Here is a 14,163-nt window from a genome sequence, read left to right on the forward strand (position 1 = left end):
TTTCCCGCCAGCGCGGCCAGGGGATGACCGAGTACATGACATGCCCGGAAACCCGCGTATTTGCTGGGCCTTGCTGTCCAAGTCTTTAGACTGTCTAAAACCCCGCGTCCAAAACTGGACGTTCATCCAGCCTTTTTCCGGGGCCCGGAGACCAGCTTGGGGGACTTGTCGCGCAGGTAGATTTGCGTGGTTCGGCGGTCGGTGTGGCCGAGCAGGCCTGTCGCGTCGCCGCCCTGGCGATCCACCTCTGTTCCCGCCATGGCCCGGAGGTCGTGCAGGGTGACGTCCCCCACGCCGGCCTTGGAGGCGGCCAGCTTGAACGAGCGCCAGACATTCGAGTGCGCGCGCAACTTGCCGCCGCGGCCGGCCAGCAGATAAGTCATGTTGACTACCGGACCCGTCTCCTGCTCCGCGCGCTTGACGGCGTCGCGCAGTTCCGGCGTCCATGCCACGACAAGCTGTTTCCCCGTCTTCTGCTGCCGGAAGTAGATGCCGTCGTCTCCCAGGTGGGCGCGCTCGATGGCCAGCACGTCGCCGATACGCTGGCCCGTCAGATAGCACAGATCCAGTACGCACTGGAGCCAGGGCGCACATTCCTTGTAGATGGCCAGGTATTCAGCCTCCGAGATCAGCCGATCCCGCGGGCGCTGCTTGAAGCGCTTGACGCTCACGGTCGGGTCCATTTCGACGATCTGTCGATCCAAGGCCCATCTGTAGACCAGGCGCAGGACCGTCAGCATGCGGTTGGCCACCATCTGCCGGTCTTTGAAGCCGTCCATCATCTGCACGATGTCGCCGTGGCGAACCTGCTCGGGGCGAAATTCGGCGAACACCTCTTTCAACAGCCTCGCGCAGTACTGGTACTGCTTGCTGGTCGATTCCTTGACGTCCTCCAGGATCGACGGCAGGGCCTTGTCGATGAGGTCAGGGACCCCATCTTGCGGGGATCCCATGATGCGGGCGTATTCGAGCAGGGCGGACTTCAGATCGCCGCCCAGCCGCTGCCACTTACCCTGTTTGACCAGATAGTAGGCGCCGTGCTTGAGGTATACGCAGGGTGGGAGATCGCGGTTTTTCGTTCTTGGTCGCATAGCCTAAAGCAACCTCCATGGCCGAGCGGAGCACCACCGGGGTGCCATTCGGCCGAATCTTAAACGGGATGCCAAGCTCACGGAGGATTTCGACTTGGGAAGTCTTCCGGGTTTTCCCGGTGATTTCAGCAAGTTCATCAGGGGAGAGCGTCAACATGTCGCCTCCTAGAAGAGCCGCAGCCACTGCCAGGCGTCCTGCAGGCGGCACAGCGGCCGCACCAGGCACGCCGGCAGCCAGCCGGGCACGGTGCTGCAGATTTCGTCGATGATGAGGCCGTCGGCGCGCATGTCGGCGACCTGGGCGGGCGTGGCCTGGAAGGGCACATCCCAGCGAGCGTGCACGCGAATGCTGTAGCGGCGTTTCATGGTCCTCACACCACAGAAGAGCCGACCTTCATCGCTCGAATTGCGCCGGCGCAGCCCAGCGCGCTATCCGCCCAGCAGCCGCCCTGCGGAGCGTCGACGTAGCCCGCATCGATGCGATCGCACATCGCAGCGGCTTCCTCGAGCGCGGCGAGCCGGACGCCTTGGCAATTGGCCGCGCGTTCCAGCGCCGCTTGGACCTTGGCTTTGGCCTGACCGAGCAGCCGCATGGCTCGTGCCGCGTTGCGGTGCATGCACTCAGCGATCTGGGCGTACAGGGTATTGATGGCTTCGAGGTCGTAAGTCATGCTGACACTCCCGTGGGGGTGGGGTACGATCCGCAGCGAGAATCTGATCGGAGCGGCAGTATGAACCAATCGAAATGGCCCGAAGCCTCCGCGATCATTGCGGTAGCCGCCGCTGCTGCAGTAATACTTGGTCCATGGGGAAAAATCAGCGCGCACATCGACTGGACGGCGCTTTCTGCTGTGGGAACGCTCTTAGCCGTTGCTGTCGCCATAGCTGTACCCGCCCTCCAGCATCGATCTGCGTTGCGAGCGAATCGGCGGGAAAAGGCTATGCGAGATTGCATTGCCATGACTGAAATGCACGCAGTAGCGACCGAACTGATCTGGTTTGCGAGTGAATGGCAACACGGTAGACTGCCCGCACAGGGAGCCGTCCGCTCGGCAATCAGGCAGATTGAATCCGGGCGACGGCGAGCAACGTCTCTCGCTGAGGCCTGGCTGTACGATGAAGCTCTGGCCATGGCCCGAGACCTCGAGAGCTCGATTGAGTCTGCCATGCCGGATGATGTGCATGGAGCAGATCCCGAGGCTATGGAATATTGGGCGGGTTCCCGTGGAAAGCGATTACAGTCGTTCCATTTTGGGGTTTTTGCATGGGGCGAAGAAGTGGTGCGAGAGGCCACGGCATGTGGCATAGAGTTGCCACCATATGAGGAAAGTTCCGCGAAGTAACAGCGGCTCATGCTGAATGCTCTAGTTCGGCCTTGATAAGTGTCTGCTGTGGCAAGTTGAGTGGATCGCCAGGGTCTACCATCGTTATGACGCGACGCCGCCCTCATAGGACCTCACGCTTTGACACCACGCTTTTGTGGCACGTTTTAGGGTAAGTATCGAGGAGAAAAGTACGTATGCCGACTTCATTGGAGCAATGGAGCCAACTAGCGTCTATCGCGGCATTTTTGCTTTCGTTGCCTTTTGCGGTTGCCAGATTGGTCGTTATCTGGCGCGACTGGAGCCAGAGTGCATTCGCGGGTAGGTTGTTTGATTTTCTCAAACGGCTCATTACGATTTGTCCTGAATTACTTGCGGGCATTCCATTCCTCCTAATTGCTTTTGACGCCCATCTAATCGCTGCCTTAATAAGCATTCTTCTTTTTTCTCTTCATGGAATTCGATTCACATTTCGAAAGAAGGCAATTGAACGCTATGAGGTGTTTTTCTTGGTTCCTGCATGTATGGCATTGAGTTTTTCGATTGTGACTTTCACGCTTGATCGCATGGGGGTTCTCACTCAGCATGTCTATGGCGCGCAAGAGCAGTCGCAGTAGGTCTCATGATCCTAAGGGGAGACCGATACTTGATCAGGAGTTTCATGCGGCTTCCTTTAGCGTCGCGACGCGAATACGACCCTGCTCGATCCAATAGACGGTGAACGCCTCGCTGGGGGCGGCCGGTGCCGCCTTGAGGGTGCCCAGCAACAGCACGGTGTCGATATCGCCGTCGGCGGCCAGGGCGTCGAGCAGCCCCAGGATCTCGGAGCGGCCCGCCAGGTTCAGGCAGTCGAATCTGTCCAAGATGGCGCAGCGCAGGCCCGACAGGTGGGCGATAGCGAGCGCCAGCAGGGCGTCGGTGCGCCAGCGCTCCGACTCGGACAGCAGGCGGTAGGCGCGGCCACCGGCCGTGATGGTCATTTCGCCGTCGATCCGGACGACGGGCCAGCCGGCACATTCCGACAGGGCCAGCAGTTCGTCGTTGACCGGCTGCAGGGCCTTGGCCAGGATCTCGCCGGGGATGCCGTCGGGCGACAGCGCGGCGCCGATGGCGTCCCAGGCCATGACCTCGGTGTGGTATCCCGCGGCGCTCCGGGTGCGCTGTGCTGCGCCGACGGCCGCCTGCTTGGCCGCCAACAGTGCGTCAACCCGGGCATGGGCGGCGCCGCGCTCGGTGCGCAGGCCGGCCAGGTGGGCGCGGGCGGCTGCCACGTCTTCGTCGGCCACGGCCTCGGGCGCGGCGCGAGATTTCAGGTCTTCGGCGGCGGCTTCGGCGGCAGCAATGTCGCGCCGGCAGTTTTCGGCGGCGCGGGCCGACAGGTCGCGGGCTTCGATGGCCTTGGGCAGCGCCGCAGCGGCGTCGGGGTCTCCGGCGGCGTCCAGAGAGCCGTATTGGGCCTCGTAGGCGTCCAGGACACGATCAATCTGCTCACCCAGTTCAGCGGGGAACGAGTGTGCCTCGTAAGCCTCCGCAAGGCAGCGGGCCAAGTCGTGCACCAGCCCCTTGCGCGGCCCAGTACCGGCCTTGGCCTGCAATTCCTGCACCTTGGCGGTCCAGGCATCCAGATCCTGCTGGTCGCAGTCCAGTTTGGCGCGCAGCGAGTCGAGCCGGCCGGCGCGCTCCTGCAGGGCCGCCAGCTGATCCTTCTGCCCTTGGTAGGCGCGAAGCTGCTGCTCCAGGCTGCCCACGGCCTTGGCGGCGGCTTCGATGCGGCCGTCAATGCCGGCCAAGTCGGTCTGCGCGGCGGCCAGCGCGGCTTGGTCGAAGGCCGGAACCTCGGCCCGCCACGTTTCACCCTTCTGGCTACCCCAGGTCTCGTTGGTGACGCCGCGCCAGGCGCCCTTGGCCTCGGTGGCCTGCTTCTTGGCGAACTCGGCGCCGGCGGCAAAGCCGCTGCGCAGGATCGGCTTCATCTGTGCCACCAGCACCTTGTGGCAGCCGCGCTCCAGCAGTCGGCGCTCGATCTCGTCGGGCGTGGCGCGCGTGCCGGTCAGCGTGAACAGTAGCTGGCGGCGGTCGTCGGGCTTGGCGGCGGCAAAGAGTTCGGGCGACAGCACATAGGGCAGGGCCGGGTTGGGGGGCACGGCTTCTTCGCCGCTGCGCTTGCCGCTGGGTAGCGTGATCGCCACCGGCGCGCCATCGACGTCCACGGCCACCGAGCCCAGCTTGGCACCGTCACGCACGACCTGGCCGAGTTCCTTTTTCAGGCTGACGCGCTCGGCGCTGCCCAGCAGGGCCATGCGCACGGCCTCGGCGATGGTGGACTTGCCGGCGTAGTTGTCGCCAGTGATGAACCCGATGGCGGCGGGCAGCGGCAGCTCGGCCGACTGGACGCCCTGGAAGTTGGACACGGAAAGGTTGGTCAGGCGCATGGCTTGCCCCTCATTCCGGAGCCGCCATGCGGCGGCGCTGCTGGACGGGGCGCTGGCCAGAGGCCTGGCCGGCGGCGGCCTGCTGCTCGGCTAGCGCTGCCTGCTGGATGGCCTGGCGCCGCTTTTCGTACACCTGCTCGAGGTGCGCCTGGGCCAGGGCGTCCAGCACGCCGCCAATCGAATCGGCCGCCAAGTCGAGCACCTTCAGGTCCTTGGCCGCCATCAGTTGCGCCTCGACCTGGGCCGGATCCAGGCCGGCGTCATCGGTGCCCGCGAGCGTGCCCTGCGCGCGGTCCTCCCGAGAGGCAGGGGCGGCCGCTGCCGCACCCTGCGCCGGTTTACCGGCCTCGGCTTGCGCCTTCGCGGGGGAGGAGTTCAGTACTTCGCCGGTTTCGGGGTCGACATCGGCGACGTCGGCCGGCTGGCGGCGCGCCGCGGCGCTGGCCGTCGCCTGGGCCGCGCGCAGGTCGTCCACGTTCACGCTGATCGTGCCGTCCGGGCCGGTGGTGGCCTCGATGATGTCCTGGGCTTCCTCGACCGTCTGCAGGCCCATCAGCAGCTCGGGGGCGTACAGCTTGCCGAAGAAGCTGGCCGTGCGGTAGCGCAGCATGACCTCGTCCATAGTCTGCCACTTGCTGCCGTTCTTCGTGTACCAGCCTTCCTTGACCGCCATTTCGATCGACACGGCCGGAGACTCCAGGCGCTCGCCGGTTTCCTTCTCGATGGCCCAGGCGATGCACACCTTGTCGGTGATTTCGACCTGGTCGACCTTGGTGCGGCGCTGGCCGTCCTCCCAGTACGTCGACTTGTACTCGACGGTCTTGGCGCCCAGCACCTTGATGTCAAAGCGCAGCGGCGAGAAGCGGCCGCAGCCGTTGATGGCCGCGATGATCCACTGCGACGACCAGGACGGCCGCCCCTCGACGATGTAGAGGTTCTGCATGACCATCAGCGGGTCGGCGCCCATACGCTGCGCCATGTTCAGCGCTACGACGGAGTTGGCGAGGGCGTTCGGGTTTTCGCGGCTTTCCTTGACGTTGCCGTAGCGGTCCAGCTTCTCGATGGTTTTGCGGTAGGCGGCCGGTACCAACGTGCTGCTGGACAGGAGATTGGCGGCGCGCTGCATCAGCTCGAAGCTCTGCAGGCTGCCGAAGCCAGGCGCGACGGCTGGCAGGTTGGATTCCGCCGGCGCGCGCAGGGATTGGACATTGGTGCTTTGGGACATGGACTTATCCTTTGAACTTGCAGGTGGAATGGCGCGGGCAGTACTTCGCCGAGCACAGGTAGGAATTCGGGTTGCCGTAGAAGCCGCCGGAGTGGATGAGGCGGGAGGCGTGTTCGAGTAGGCCCGGGCTATCGTCGGTGCCCACCAGCGCGCCGCGCGCCTCGACGATTTCGCCAGTGCCGACGCGTTGGGCGGCGGCCGTCTTGCCGGTCTGCAGGCCGATGATCTGCGCGGGCGCGGTCAGCGGCTCGCCTATCGAGAATTCCGCCAGCAGCTCGTAGACGCCCATCTGCGGGCCATGGCCAGCGGTGGCCACGCGGCCGTCGGCGCCCACGGCAGTCTTGCCGCTCTTCAGGTCAGCGATACCCAGGCGGCCATCGGCGACGCGGCGCACGCGGTCGGTCGTTCCGGTCAACGCCAGGCCCAGGTCGGTGATTTCCAGGCGCTCGCAGGTCAGCTCGACGGCGACGTAACCCTGGTAAGGCGCGATTTCCGCGCAGTAGCGCGTGTGCAGGGCCAGCGCGACGCGCTCGGCGTCCGACGGCTTCGTGTCCTCCCAGTCGACCTCTTCCATGGTGTCGTGCAGGACGTCCACCAGCGCGCCGGCGGCGTCGTCGGCGCTGATCGGGCTGCCGTCCAGCTTTGCCTGGTCGAACGCCGCGGTGCCGGCGTGGATGGCCGTGCCGAGGCGCGCGGCGGCCGACGATGGCATGCGCATCTTCAGGATGTGCTTCGCCTCCCAGCGCGCTGGGCAGTCGAAGAGTTCGGCTAGGCTGGACGCCCGGATCGGGATGATCGGTTTTTGCATGGTCAGAATCCGGCTGCGTGGCCGGCGAGCGGCACGACGATGAAAAGGAGGGTGGCGACGAGGGCTGCGCCAATCCAGGCACGACGGGGGATGCGATGGCTGTCGGGGGCCCAGTTGCCGCCCCAATCAGTGCGGTCGCGTCGACGCATACGGCGGTACGTGATGGCTGGTCCATTGCCGAAGGCCTGTTCCAGCGTGCGGGGGAAGTGAGAGCGTTCGCCGTGAAGGCAGCCGATCATGACTTTCGATTCGGGGTAGCTCATGGCCGCTCTCCATTAGCCTTGGCGATGGCGGCGCGGGCCTGCTGCAGCTTGGCGTCGATGCCGTCTTGCAGTTCGTCGCCCTCGAAGCCGGCCATGAACACTTCAGCCTCGGTCAGCGCCTCCAGCAGCTCCGGCGCGGTGGCGATTAGGCGCGCGTTCGCGGCTTGTTCTTCCTCGGTGATTTCGCGCGATGCGGCCGGGGAGTCTGCCCAATGGCCGATACCCAGTTTTTCGCTGTAGTCGAGAAGGATTGCGATGCTGGAAGCCTCAACATGCTGGAAGCCATCCTTATCGACAACCGTCAAACCATCGCTGTAGTGCTGGATGGCCTGCCACGGCCCCGGCGTGTGTTTCGTCGTCATGCTTCGCTCCTGAAAATGGCCATGACGCGGTCGCCCAGCACGGCTAGCGGGTAGGCGGCCAGCAGGCCGCAGGCGGTGAAGAGGAGGGCGGTCGTCACTGCAGCGTCTCCAGCTGCTCGGCGGTCATATCGGCCAGCAGTTTGCGGGCGCGCTTGAGCAGTTCGGCCTGCAGGGCGGCGATGCCGGGTCCGCAGCGGTCGCGGTCGAAATGCCAGGTGGTCATGGCGGCCAGGGCGACCTGGCCCATGTGCTCGGCGCCGATGTCGGCGAAGGACTCCGCCCACCATTCCAGCGTCTCGCCGTAGGCGCGGTCGATCCGGCCGGCGAACAGGTCGAAGATAGTGCCCAGGACGCGGTCATCGCTCAGCTCGAGGACCCTGACGCCGTGGTCCTGCTGCAGCTCGCCAGGCGCGGCGACGCGGGTGGCGTCGTCAGGCAGGGCGGCAAAGTTGATCTGCATGGTGTTCTCCCATTCGCTGGCCCTGCGGGCCGATTGGTGGTGCGATGGAAGAATATTAGCGATACGCGAATAGGCCGTCAATAGCGAAACGCAAATATTCGTGGCGCCCGCTGTTTCACGTAGTATTCAATCGAAATTGTTACGCGGGGACGGGGATGGAAATGCTGATTGCCAGCGCTCTGACTTTCTGGGCGCTCTGGTTGCCGCTGGCTTGGTTCGCCGCAGCGGCGTTCGCCGCTCACCTGGCGTCCGAGAAGAACCGATGTGGGGCCTGCTGGTTCTTATGGGGTGTGCTATTCGGGCCGCTGGCTTTGATCGCGACGGCCGGGCTGCCTTCAATCGTGGAACGGCGAGGCCTGGGGGAGGCAGGATCGGCAGGCGAGGGCGGCACAGTTGCCAAGCTACCGACAATGACGGAGAAGCCGGGCGCTAAGGCCGCAGTCATAGTCATTATCGCGGTGCTGGTGGCCGTGTATTTGCTGAGGCGTTACTCGACCTAGCGCCAAAAGAAAACCGCCCGGGAGGGCGGTTGAGTAGGTTTCAGTACGCCTAGGCGCAGCGGTGTTTGAAGCTGAGCAGCGAGTGTGCGTGTCCGTGTTGGCGCAGGCGCAACTGTTGCATGTATTCGACTAGCTCGTCTTCTGTTGTTGTGACCGCTTCTGCGGTTTTGGCGGGTCTTCCCGTTAAGTTCTCGATCAGGCGTTTGCCGCCTTCAACTGCGCGATGAGCGCGGGCCTCCGCAGGGGACGGAAAATCCTCCGCGGGTTGCTGGATCTTGGTGTTCAATTCTTACCTCTGACGAACCTCGCCCGTTTCACGAGCCGACGCGATATGTTAGTCGGGGTCGGTCACCGGCTTTGTCAAAAAATGACAAGACGCAATTCTTCAGCGCGCCCAAAAGAAAACCGCCCGGAGGCGGTCGGCAGGGCAGGATCGCCCTATTGGCTGGGCTGGGCCGGCGGTGGTTCCGAAGGAGCGGGCACGTGCGCGGCCTGGGGAACCTGGATGATGATGGGCGTGGGGGTCGCCCCTGATTTCGGGCTGTCAATACGCGAGAACAGGAACCCCATGACAGTGATCATCACGGTGACGCTGGCAATGCCAATCCCCGCCACCCATTTGATCATCTCGCCTTTGGTGTCGGAGATGTCAGACTTGGTGGCTAGTGTCGGTAATACGGTGTCTAACCGCGTTTCGAGCGCGGTCACTCTGTGTTCCATATTGCCATTATTGCCGTCGGAACCTCCAGAATCAACCGGTTTCGAGCGCCAGTCACCGAATGGGCCTCGCGTGTGAATCTCTCCGCTCATTCCTTTTCTCCCGGGCTACTCTTCTTTTTCTTCATCCATTTACTGAATACGGCATGCCGGTGGACGCGTAGGAAACCGCAATTCACGCAGGTGAGCACCACCGCTGCGAGATACCCGGATACGTTGGTCCGTTTACTCTCATCGTCGGCAGGCCTGGCCTGCATAAGGAAGCCAACGCGAAATCCCGGCTCGGGGGCAAGTTCCAGATCCCACTCGGTGTGCTTGCAGCATGGGCAGGCCAACTGGGCTCCGACATCCTGCAAAAAATCTGTAACGTGCCTAACGAGGTCCTCGTCGGGCACATGGTCTTTGTCTCGCGCATCGGGACTTGGCGTGGTATCGCTCATCAGCTTCTCGGTGGATTAAGGGCGGGGCGCTACGAAGGCTATGGACGCGCGCTGGCTGGCAATATATTAGAAATCTTCGCTACGCCAGACCTTCAGCACGCGGCCAAATACCTCAAATTCCATGGTCGAGTCGATCACCCAGTCGCGATAGGCATTGTTCTCTGAAATGGCCAGCAGTCCCTTGCCAGGCACTCTCTGCAGGCGCTTGATGAACCCCTCATTGCCCACGCGGAAAAAGTAGACGGCGTCGAATTCCACGGCCTTCACGCTGGCATCGACGATCAGCGGGTCGCCCGGGTTGTACATGGGGCGCATCGAGTCTCCGAAGCCTGTGACGATGCACAGACTGTCCACGTGCGAATACCCGCGCACGTTCTTCTCTAACCACTCCCGGCTTACCCGCCAGCTTTCGATAACCCCCGGCTGATCCTTCAATTCCACCCCAGCCGCTCCCATCCTACCGCCAGTGTCATATTGACTGATGGTAACGGAAGTTGACCGGTCGTGTGGGAGTGGGGTTAACCCGCTTGAAACTTCCTCGACAGCACTGTCGTGATCGACGTCGAGCCAGCCCGGCGATTTCCCCGCGGCAGCCTCGATCCGGCGCGCCGTCTCCTTGCGCATGCCCCTGGGCTTGCCGGTCTTGGAGTCCTTCGCACCGTCTCGAAGGTTCATGAATTGGGCCGGCGCCATGCCAAGCAGTTTCGCGGCCGCAGAAGGTCCACCAGCGTCTTGTTCTATCAGGCGCAGGTTGGCTCGGCGGATTTGGTCAATGTCCTTCATAGCGTGAAGTTGATACCGAAACGCAAAACTTTTATATACGCGTAACGCTATTGACTGTTTATTTGCGTATCGCTAATATGCGGCCATGACCCTATCCGACTACCTGAAAGCCGAGCGTGGCCGATTGGCAGCTCTCGCCCGGGCCATTGGCGCTCCGATCTCGAACATGAGCGACTGGGCTTCTGGCCGCCGGCCGGTGCCGATCGAACGGTGTCCCGACATCGAACGGGCGACGGCCGGCGCGGTGACGCGGCGCGATCTGCGTCCCGATGACTGGGAGCGCATCTGGCCTGAGCTGGCCGCCCAGCAGGAGGCAAGCCATGCATGAGGTCATGCTCATTTTTCATGCATCCGCGCTGCTGGCCCTGACCGTCAGTTTGATCATGTTGGCGCGCCGCCTGCTCGAGCTGCACAAGGAGATGGTGGCTTCGCGTTCCATCTTCAGGGCCAACCATTGTTCGAATGGGCCTTCACGCGCCACAGACGACGGCACGTCGATGGCCACCTCGATTTCGGAAGCCCAATCGCCGGCCGGGGAGTAGGTGGCATGCCCTTTCACGAACTCGGTGCGAACCTGGGCAAGCATTCCTCCATCAACGGAGATGCGCTCATAGCGGACCGGCAGTCGACCAGGATAAATCTCCAAGATGGCCAAGAAGAAGCTGTCTTCAGACTGGAGGCGGACGTGCGCTGTCGGCCGGTCGACGGCCTGCATGCGGTGGTAGGTCATGGCCCCGTAGGTCGCGGCGATGACGCCGCCGAGCGCGCCAATCAAGCTCAAGTAGTCCAAACGAGTTCCCCCGGCGTAGAAAAGGGTGGCGTAGGAACCCCCGATTCTACGTCTGGCGGGAACACAGTGGAGGTGCCCCATGCGTGACCCCGACCCGAAGGACGACAGGGTGCCAATAGGCCCCCTCGATGTTTGATTTTTTCCGGAGAAATCGATGAACGAGACAGTGAAAGCCGGGCAGATTCCTGCCGGCATCCAGCAGGCCATTGTGGGAGCCGCCTTGGGCGCGGCAATCAACGCTTTGAGTGACGGCCTCTCTGCGGTGATTGCGTCGGAGCATGCCCGTACAGCGGACGAAGCCGGTGTCCGGGCATGGCAATAGGCCTCTGGATTCAGTCGTTCGGCCCCTTCTTCGTCTTGAGCTCGGCGAGTGTCTCGATAAAGCCCCAGTACGCCCCGGCCAAATGTCTGCCGCCTTGTTCCGTTGCAGGTGCGGCTTGGAACAGATTGGGCTGTTTGGCTATCAGGTTGATGAGTTCGGCGCGTGCATACGCATATTCGTCTTTCGTCATGAGAGCTCCTCCTGTGGGGAAAGTTCGTTGTGGTTAGTCGCCACGCCCGTTGTGCCCGGGCAATGCCGATCGTAGCCGCGGGCAGCGATTCCCGCCAGTTTCCTGATCGCCGTGCTTTGTCTTCCTTAAACCTCTTTGATCCTGTTCCCATGACCAGCACTGTACCGATCCCCACCGCCAAAGGCATGCGAAACGAATCGCACAAGTCCCTGATCGCCGTCATCCGCGACCACGTGTCGGCGTGGCGCAAGGCCGAAGGCTGGTCGCGCGAGAGCGTGGTGGCCGAGATAGTCGCCGCGCACGAAGCCATCGGCGGCCCGGCAGCCAGCGGCATCCATTTCGACCCGGCGACGCGCGACACCTTCGAGCGCATGAAGGTCAACGCCGACCGCGTGTTCCGGTGGCTCGACGACGACAGCAAGGACACCAACCTGCTGCCCGCCAATTTCCTGCCGTCGATCCTGGCGGCGATGCCGGCCGAATGGCGCCGGCACTGCCTGGACGACATCTTGCGGCCGCTGGGCATGGCGGCGCGCACGATGGCGCTTGGCGGCGGCGATGGCGTCGATATCACCCAGGTCACGACCATGATCCGCGAGGGCGCCGAAGCCCACGCCGCCGCGGCGGCGCTGCTCGGCGGCCAGGTCACGCCGGCCAAGATGGCGGCCGCGCACCGCGAGATGAGCGAAGCCATCCTGGCGCTGCGCACCGTGCGCGCGTCGCTGGAGAAACAGATGACGATGGCCGGCATGGAATTGCCGTTCGGGGAGGGTGGCCGTGGCTGAGATCACCCTGGTCAAGCAGGATCCGGTCGAGATATCCGAGGCCGACCGCGCGATCGCGCGCCGTGTCATCTTCAGTGTGATCGACGGCCTGGGCGAGCGCGGCAAGAAGCAATGGCGCCGCCTGTGGAATCGGATCTTCAAGCTCGAGCCCGGCGAGGCGATGGCGATCATCACGCATCAGGAGCGCCTGAGCTGGTTCCACCGCAAGCACATGGCGCTGGAGCAGCGCGTCTTCGAGGCCCAGGAGGCCTTCGAGCACTTCGAGCTGTTCCGGGACTGGCTGAAGATCGGCGCCGGTCATGTGGACTGGATCCCGGGAGAGGGGGACGCGCTGCAGGCGGTGCCGAAGTCGATCAGCTATGCCAAGCTGGAGCAGGGCGAAATGGAGGCGTTCCACGACGCCGCCGTGGCGTTCCTGCGGTCGCCGCGCGCCATTCGGCAGCTCTGGCCGCATCTTGCGCCGGCCGCTGCTGGCGACGTGATCGAGCGCGTGCTGGGAGGGTTCGGGGAATGACTAGTTTTGCGAATCTTTGGAAACGGAAACGTCTGTATGCGACGCGGTTAAGTCCGTTTTCAATCGTCACCGAAGATTTCCGACGGGTCGGGTGCGGGGGCGTAGTCGAGAGCCACTGCGTTCAAGTCGAGATTGACCTTCTTCAGCAAATCAACAGCGCTGGAAAGCTTCAAACCAAGGCGCTCCGTAATGCGATTTGGCACTTTATAGCCAGGTGCCAAGTTATGCCGGCGCGACAGCGTGTCAGTGTCTCGTCTGATCTCTTCGACCTCCGACAAGCCCCGCGCCAGTTGATGCGCGGTGCGTTCTCCTATCGGAACCAAGTGAGCCGCATGCTCGACGGAGATAGTTGGAAGCGCTTGCTCCAGCTCGGCGCGGAACCTATCAAACTTGGGCGTATGGTTGACCTCGTCGTCGAAGAGAGTACCCGTCGCCGCAATGTCCAGCGCCGACGTGTAGCGGTCCAGTTTCACCGCAAGATAGGCCGCATAAAGTGCGGCCTGCTCCACCGCCTCACGCCTACGCGTTCTCGTTTGTTGGCCCGCGAGATACAGCGCGATGGCAGCGGTAAAAGCAGTTGCGAATGCCGCCGCCCAACCGGCTGTGGCGGGATGTGCCACGAACGCACGAAACGCTGGCCACAGGATGGCCAGCAGCATCGCCAGAATAGCCGCCGCACTGACAACGACGACCCAGCCGCGCCAATCGAACCATTCTCGAATTGCTTTGTTCATCGGCATGTCTCCTCAGACCTGAGCGTCCATCGTAGTCCATGGTGTCACGGGGTGTCAGCATGAATAGCGCTCCGCTCATCAGCAGCCAGCGCTACCTCGACCCGCAGGTGGTCGAGCGTAAGGTCCACACGTTCCGGGTGTTCGTCGTGTCCACGCTTGAAACGCAACTGCGCGGCAAACCCTATCGCGTGCTGCTGGACGGCCACCACAATCTCGCCGCCGCCCGACTGGCGGGCGTCTCACCGGACTGGCGTGGCCCGTCCAAAAAAATGCGGCGGATTATGGCCAGCATGTCGCCGGCCGACTTCGAACGCATGCTCATCAACAACCTGACCGATTCAGACTGGTATTTCGTAGAGACTGGCGAAGTGGTCGCTGAGCTGCTGGGTGTCGAGCGGGAGGCAGCATGAAATTCGGACCTGCGC

General features: G+C 63.3%; 25 protein-coding genes. 8 read left to right on the forward strand and 17 right to left on the reverse strand.

Annotated elements, in window-relative coordinates:
- Positions 1-122 precede the first annotated feature (122 nt).
- Genes CAL24_RS08160 through CAL24_RS08175 form a run of 4 tightly spaced genes read right to left on the reverse strand, consistent with a single transcriptional unit; the run spans position 123 to position 1,762 of the window.
- Positions 123-1,091 carry a tyrosine-type recombinase/integrase gene (locus CAL24_RS08160; protein ID WP_094806336.1) on the reverse strand — a complete coding sequence of 323 codons (969 nt, stop codon included), beginning with the start codon at positions 1,089-1,091 and terminating at the stop codon, positions 123-125.
- On the reverse strand, positions 1,009-1,248 hold the full coding sequence (locus tag CAL24_RS08165; RefSeq protein WP_081760358.1) for a DUF4224 domain-containing protein: 240 nt from the start codon (positions 1,246-1,248) through the stop codon (positions 1,009-1,011). The genes CAL24_RS08160 and CAL24_RS08165 overlap by 83 nt, the downstream gene beginning before the upstream one ends.
- 8 nt (positions 1,249-1,256) lie before the next feature.
- Complete coding sequence (locus tag CAL24_RS08170; RefSeq protein WP_094806337.1) at positions 1,257-1,457, reverse strand: hypothetical protein; 201 nt, start codon at positions 1,455-1,457, stop codon at positions 1,257-1,259.
- A 5-nt stretch (positions 1,458-1,462) separates the two neighbouring features.
- Complete coding sequence (locus CAL24_RS08175; RefSeq protein WP_094806338.1) at positions 1,463-1,762, reverse strand: hypothetical protein; 300 nt, start codon at positions 1,760-1,762, stop codon at positions 1,463-1,465.
- Positions 1,763-1,822: 60 nt separating this feature from the next.
- Here CAL24_RS08175 and CAL24_RS23970 point away from each other — a divergent pair, with 60 nt between their 5' ends.
- Positions 1,823-2,434, forward strand: coding sequence for a hypothetical protein (locus CAL24_RS23970; RefSeq protein WP_141218053.1), 612 nt, complete (start codon positions 1,823-1,825; stop codon positions 2,432-2,434).
- 176 nt (positions 2,435-2,610) lie between these two features.
- The gene (locus tag CAL24_RS23975) at positions 2,611-3,030 is read left to right on the forward strand and encodes a hypothetical protein (RefSeq protein ID WP_141218054.1); all 420 of its coding nucleotides are present in this window, start codon (positions 2,611-2,613) and stop codon (positions 3,028-3,030) included.
- Positions 3,031-3,072: 42 nt separating this feature from the next.
- Here the strand turns inward: CAL24_RS23975 and CAL24_RS08180 are convergent, their stop codons facing one another.
- The 6 genes from CAL24_RS08180 to CAL24_RS08205 all read right to left on the reverse strand — a co-directional run bounded on the left by CAL24_RS08180 (position 3,073) and on the right by CAL24_RS08205 (position 7,963).
- Complete coding sequence (locus CAL24_RS08180; protein WP_094806339.1) at positions 3,073-4,845, reverse strand: AAA family ATPase; 1,773 nt, start codon at positions 4,843-4,845, stop codon at positions 3,073-3,075.
- Positions 4,846-4,855: 10 nt separating this feature from the next.
- Positions 4,856-6,070 carry a hypothetical protein gene (locus CAL24_RS08185; RefSeq protein ID WP_094806340.1) on the reverse strand — a complete coding sequence of 405 codons (1,215 nt, stop codon included), beginning with the start codon at positions 6,068-6,070 and terminating at the stop codon, positions 4,856-4,858.
- 4 nt (positions 6,071-6,074) lie between these two features.
- On the reverse strand, positions 6,075-6,878 hold the full coding sequence (locus CAL24_RS08190; protein WP_094806341.1) for a RecB family exonuclease: 804 nt from the start codon (positions 6,876-6,878) through the stop codon (positions 6,075-6,077).
- 2 nt (positions 6,879-6,880) lie between these two features.
- Positions 6,881-7,141, reverse strand: coding sequence for a hypothetical protein (locus tag CAL24_RS08195; RefSeq protein WP_094806342.1), 261 nt, complete (start codon positions 7,139-7,141; stop codon positions 6,881-6,883).
- On the reverse strand, positions 7,138-7,503 hold the full coding sequence (locus CAL24_RS08200; RefSeq protein ID WP_094806343.1) for a hypothetical protein: 366 nt from the start codon (positions 7,501-7,503) through the stop codon (positions 7,138-7,140). The genes CAL24_RS08195 and CAL24_RS08200 overlap by 4 nt, the downstream gene beginning before the upstream one ends.
- 94 nt (positions 7,504-7,597) lie before the next feature.
- On the reverse strand, positions 7,598-7,963 hold the full coding sequence (locus CAL24_RS08205) for a hypothetical protein (protein ID WP_094806344.1): 366 nt from the start codon (positions 7,961-7,963) through the stop codon (positions 7,598-7,600).
- 155 nt (positions 7,964-8,118) lie between these two features.
- Here CAL24_RS08205 and CAL24_RS08210 point away from each other — a divergent pair, with 155 nt between their 5' ends.
- A complete protein-coding gene (locus CAL24_RS08210) occupies positions 8,119-8,463 on the forward strand; it encodes a hypothetical protein (RefSeq protein WP_094806345.1) in 345 nt (114 codons plus the stop codon).
- Positions 8,464-8,512: 49 nt separating this feature from the next.
- Here CAL24_RS08210 and CAL24_RS23980 read toward each other — a convergent pair whose 3' ends face one another.
- The 4 genes from CAL24_RS23980 to CAL24_RS08220 form a co-directional block, all read right to left on the reverse strand.
- On the reverse strand, positions 8,513-8,749 hold the full coding sequence (locus CAL24_RS23980) for a hypothetical protein (protein WP_141218055.1): 237 nt from the start codon (positions 8,747-8,749) through the stop codon (positions 8,513-8,515).
- Positions 8,750-8,901: 152 nt separating this feature from the next.
- Entirely contained in the window at positions 8,902-9,273 is a 372-nt protein-coding gene (locus CAL24_RS08215; RefSeq protein ID WP_141218056.1) for a hypothetical protein, read from the reverse strand.
- Entirely contained in the window at positions 9,270-9,620 is a 351-nt protein-coding gene (locus tag CAL24_RS23985; RefSeq protein ID WP_141218057.1) for a hypothetical protein, read from the reverse strand. The genes CAL24_RS08215 and CAL24_RS23985 overlap by 4 nt, the downstream gene beginning before the upstream one ends.
- Positions 9,621-9,686: 66 nt before the next feature.
- Complete coding sequence (locus tag CAL24_RS08220) at positions 9,687-10,403, reverse strand: S24 family peptidase (RefSeq protein WP_094806347.1); 717 nt, start codon at positions 10,401-10,403, stop codon at positions 9,687-9,689.
- Between the two features lie 85 nt (positions 10,404-10,488).
- On the opposite strand from CAL24_RS08220, the gene CAL24_RS08225 reads away from it, so the two are divergent.
- Positions 10,489-10,731, forward strand: coding sequence for a transcriptional regulator (locus CAL24_RS08225; protein ID WP_094806348.1), 243 nt, complete (start codon positions 10,489-10,491; stop codon positions 10,729-10,731).
- Positions 10,732-10,746: 15 nt separating this feature from the next.
- Here CAL24_RS08225 and CAL24_RS08230 read toward each other — a convergent pair whose 3' ends face one another.
- Positions 10,747-11,193 carry a hypothetical protein gene (locus CAL24_RS08230; protein WP_094806349.1) on the reverse strand — a complete coding sequence of 149 codons (447 nt, stop codon included), beginning with the start codon at positions 11,191-11,193 and terminating at the stop codon, positions 10,747-10,749.
- A 154-nt stretch (positions 11,194-11,347) separates the two neighbouring features.
- Between CAL24_RS08230 and CAL24_RS24130 the strand changes: the two genes are divergently transcribed.
- Complete coding sequence (locus CAL24_RS24130) at positions 11,348-11,515, forward strand: hypothetical protein (RefSeq protein WP_170947041.1); 168 nt, start codon at positions 11,348-11,350, stop codon at positions 11,513-11,515.
- Between the two features lie 10 nt (positions 11,516-11,525).
- Here the strand turns inward: CAL24_RS24130 and CAL24_RS08235 are convergent, their stop codons facing one another.
- Complete coding sequence (locus tag CAL24_RS08235) at positions 11,526-11,705, reverse strand: hypothetical protein (RefSeq protein ID WP_094806350.1); 180 nt, start codon at positions 11,703-11,705, stop codon at positions 11,526-11,528.
- Positions 11,706-11,854: 149 nt separating this feature from the next.
- Here CAL24_RS08235 and CAL24_RS08240 point away from each other — a divergent pair, with 149 nt between their 5' ends.
- Positions 11,855-12,490, forward strand: coding sequence for a toxin YdaT family protein (locus tag CAL24_RS08240; RefSeq protein WP_249278492.1), 636 nt, complete (start codon positions 11,855-11,857; stop codon positions 12,488-12,490).
- Positions 12,483-13,004 (forward strand): DUF1367 family protein, encoded by a 522-nt coding sequence (locus CAL24_RS08245; protein ID WP_094806529.1) that lies wholly within the window; start codon positions 12,483-12,485, stop codon positions 13,002-13,004. Before CAL24_RS08240 ends, CAL24_RS08245 begins: the two co-directional genes overlap by 8 nt.
- A gap of 59 nt (positions 13,005-13,063) precedes the next feature.
- Here CAL24_RS08245 and CAL24_RS08250 read toward each other — a convergent pair whose 3' ends face one another.
- Entirely contained in the window at positions 13,064-13,738 is a 675-nt protein-coding gene (locus tag CAL24_RS08250; protein ID WP_094806351.1) for a hypothetical protein, read from the reverse strand.
- A gap of 59 nt (positions 13,739-13,797) precedes the next feature.
- Between CAL24_RS08250 and CAL24_RS08255 the strand changes: the two genes are divergently transcribed.
- Entirely contained in the window at positions 13,798-14,148 is a 351-nt protein-coding gene (locus CAL24_RS08255) for a hypothetical protein (RefSeq protein WP_094806530.1), read from the forward strand.
- The last annotated feature ends 15 nt before the right edge of the window (positions 14,149-14,163 follow it).

The sequence above is a fragment of the Bordetella genomosp. 2 genome (assembly GCF_002261345.1).
GTDB lineage: Bacteria > Pseudomonadota > Gammaproteobacteria > Burkholderiales > Burkholderiaceae_B > Bordetella_A.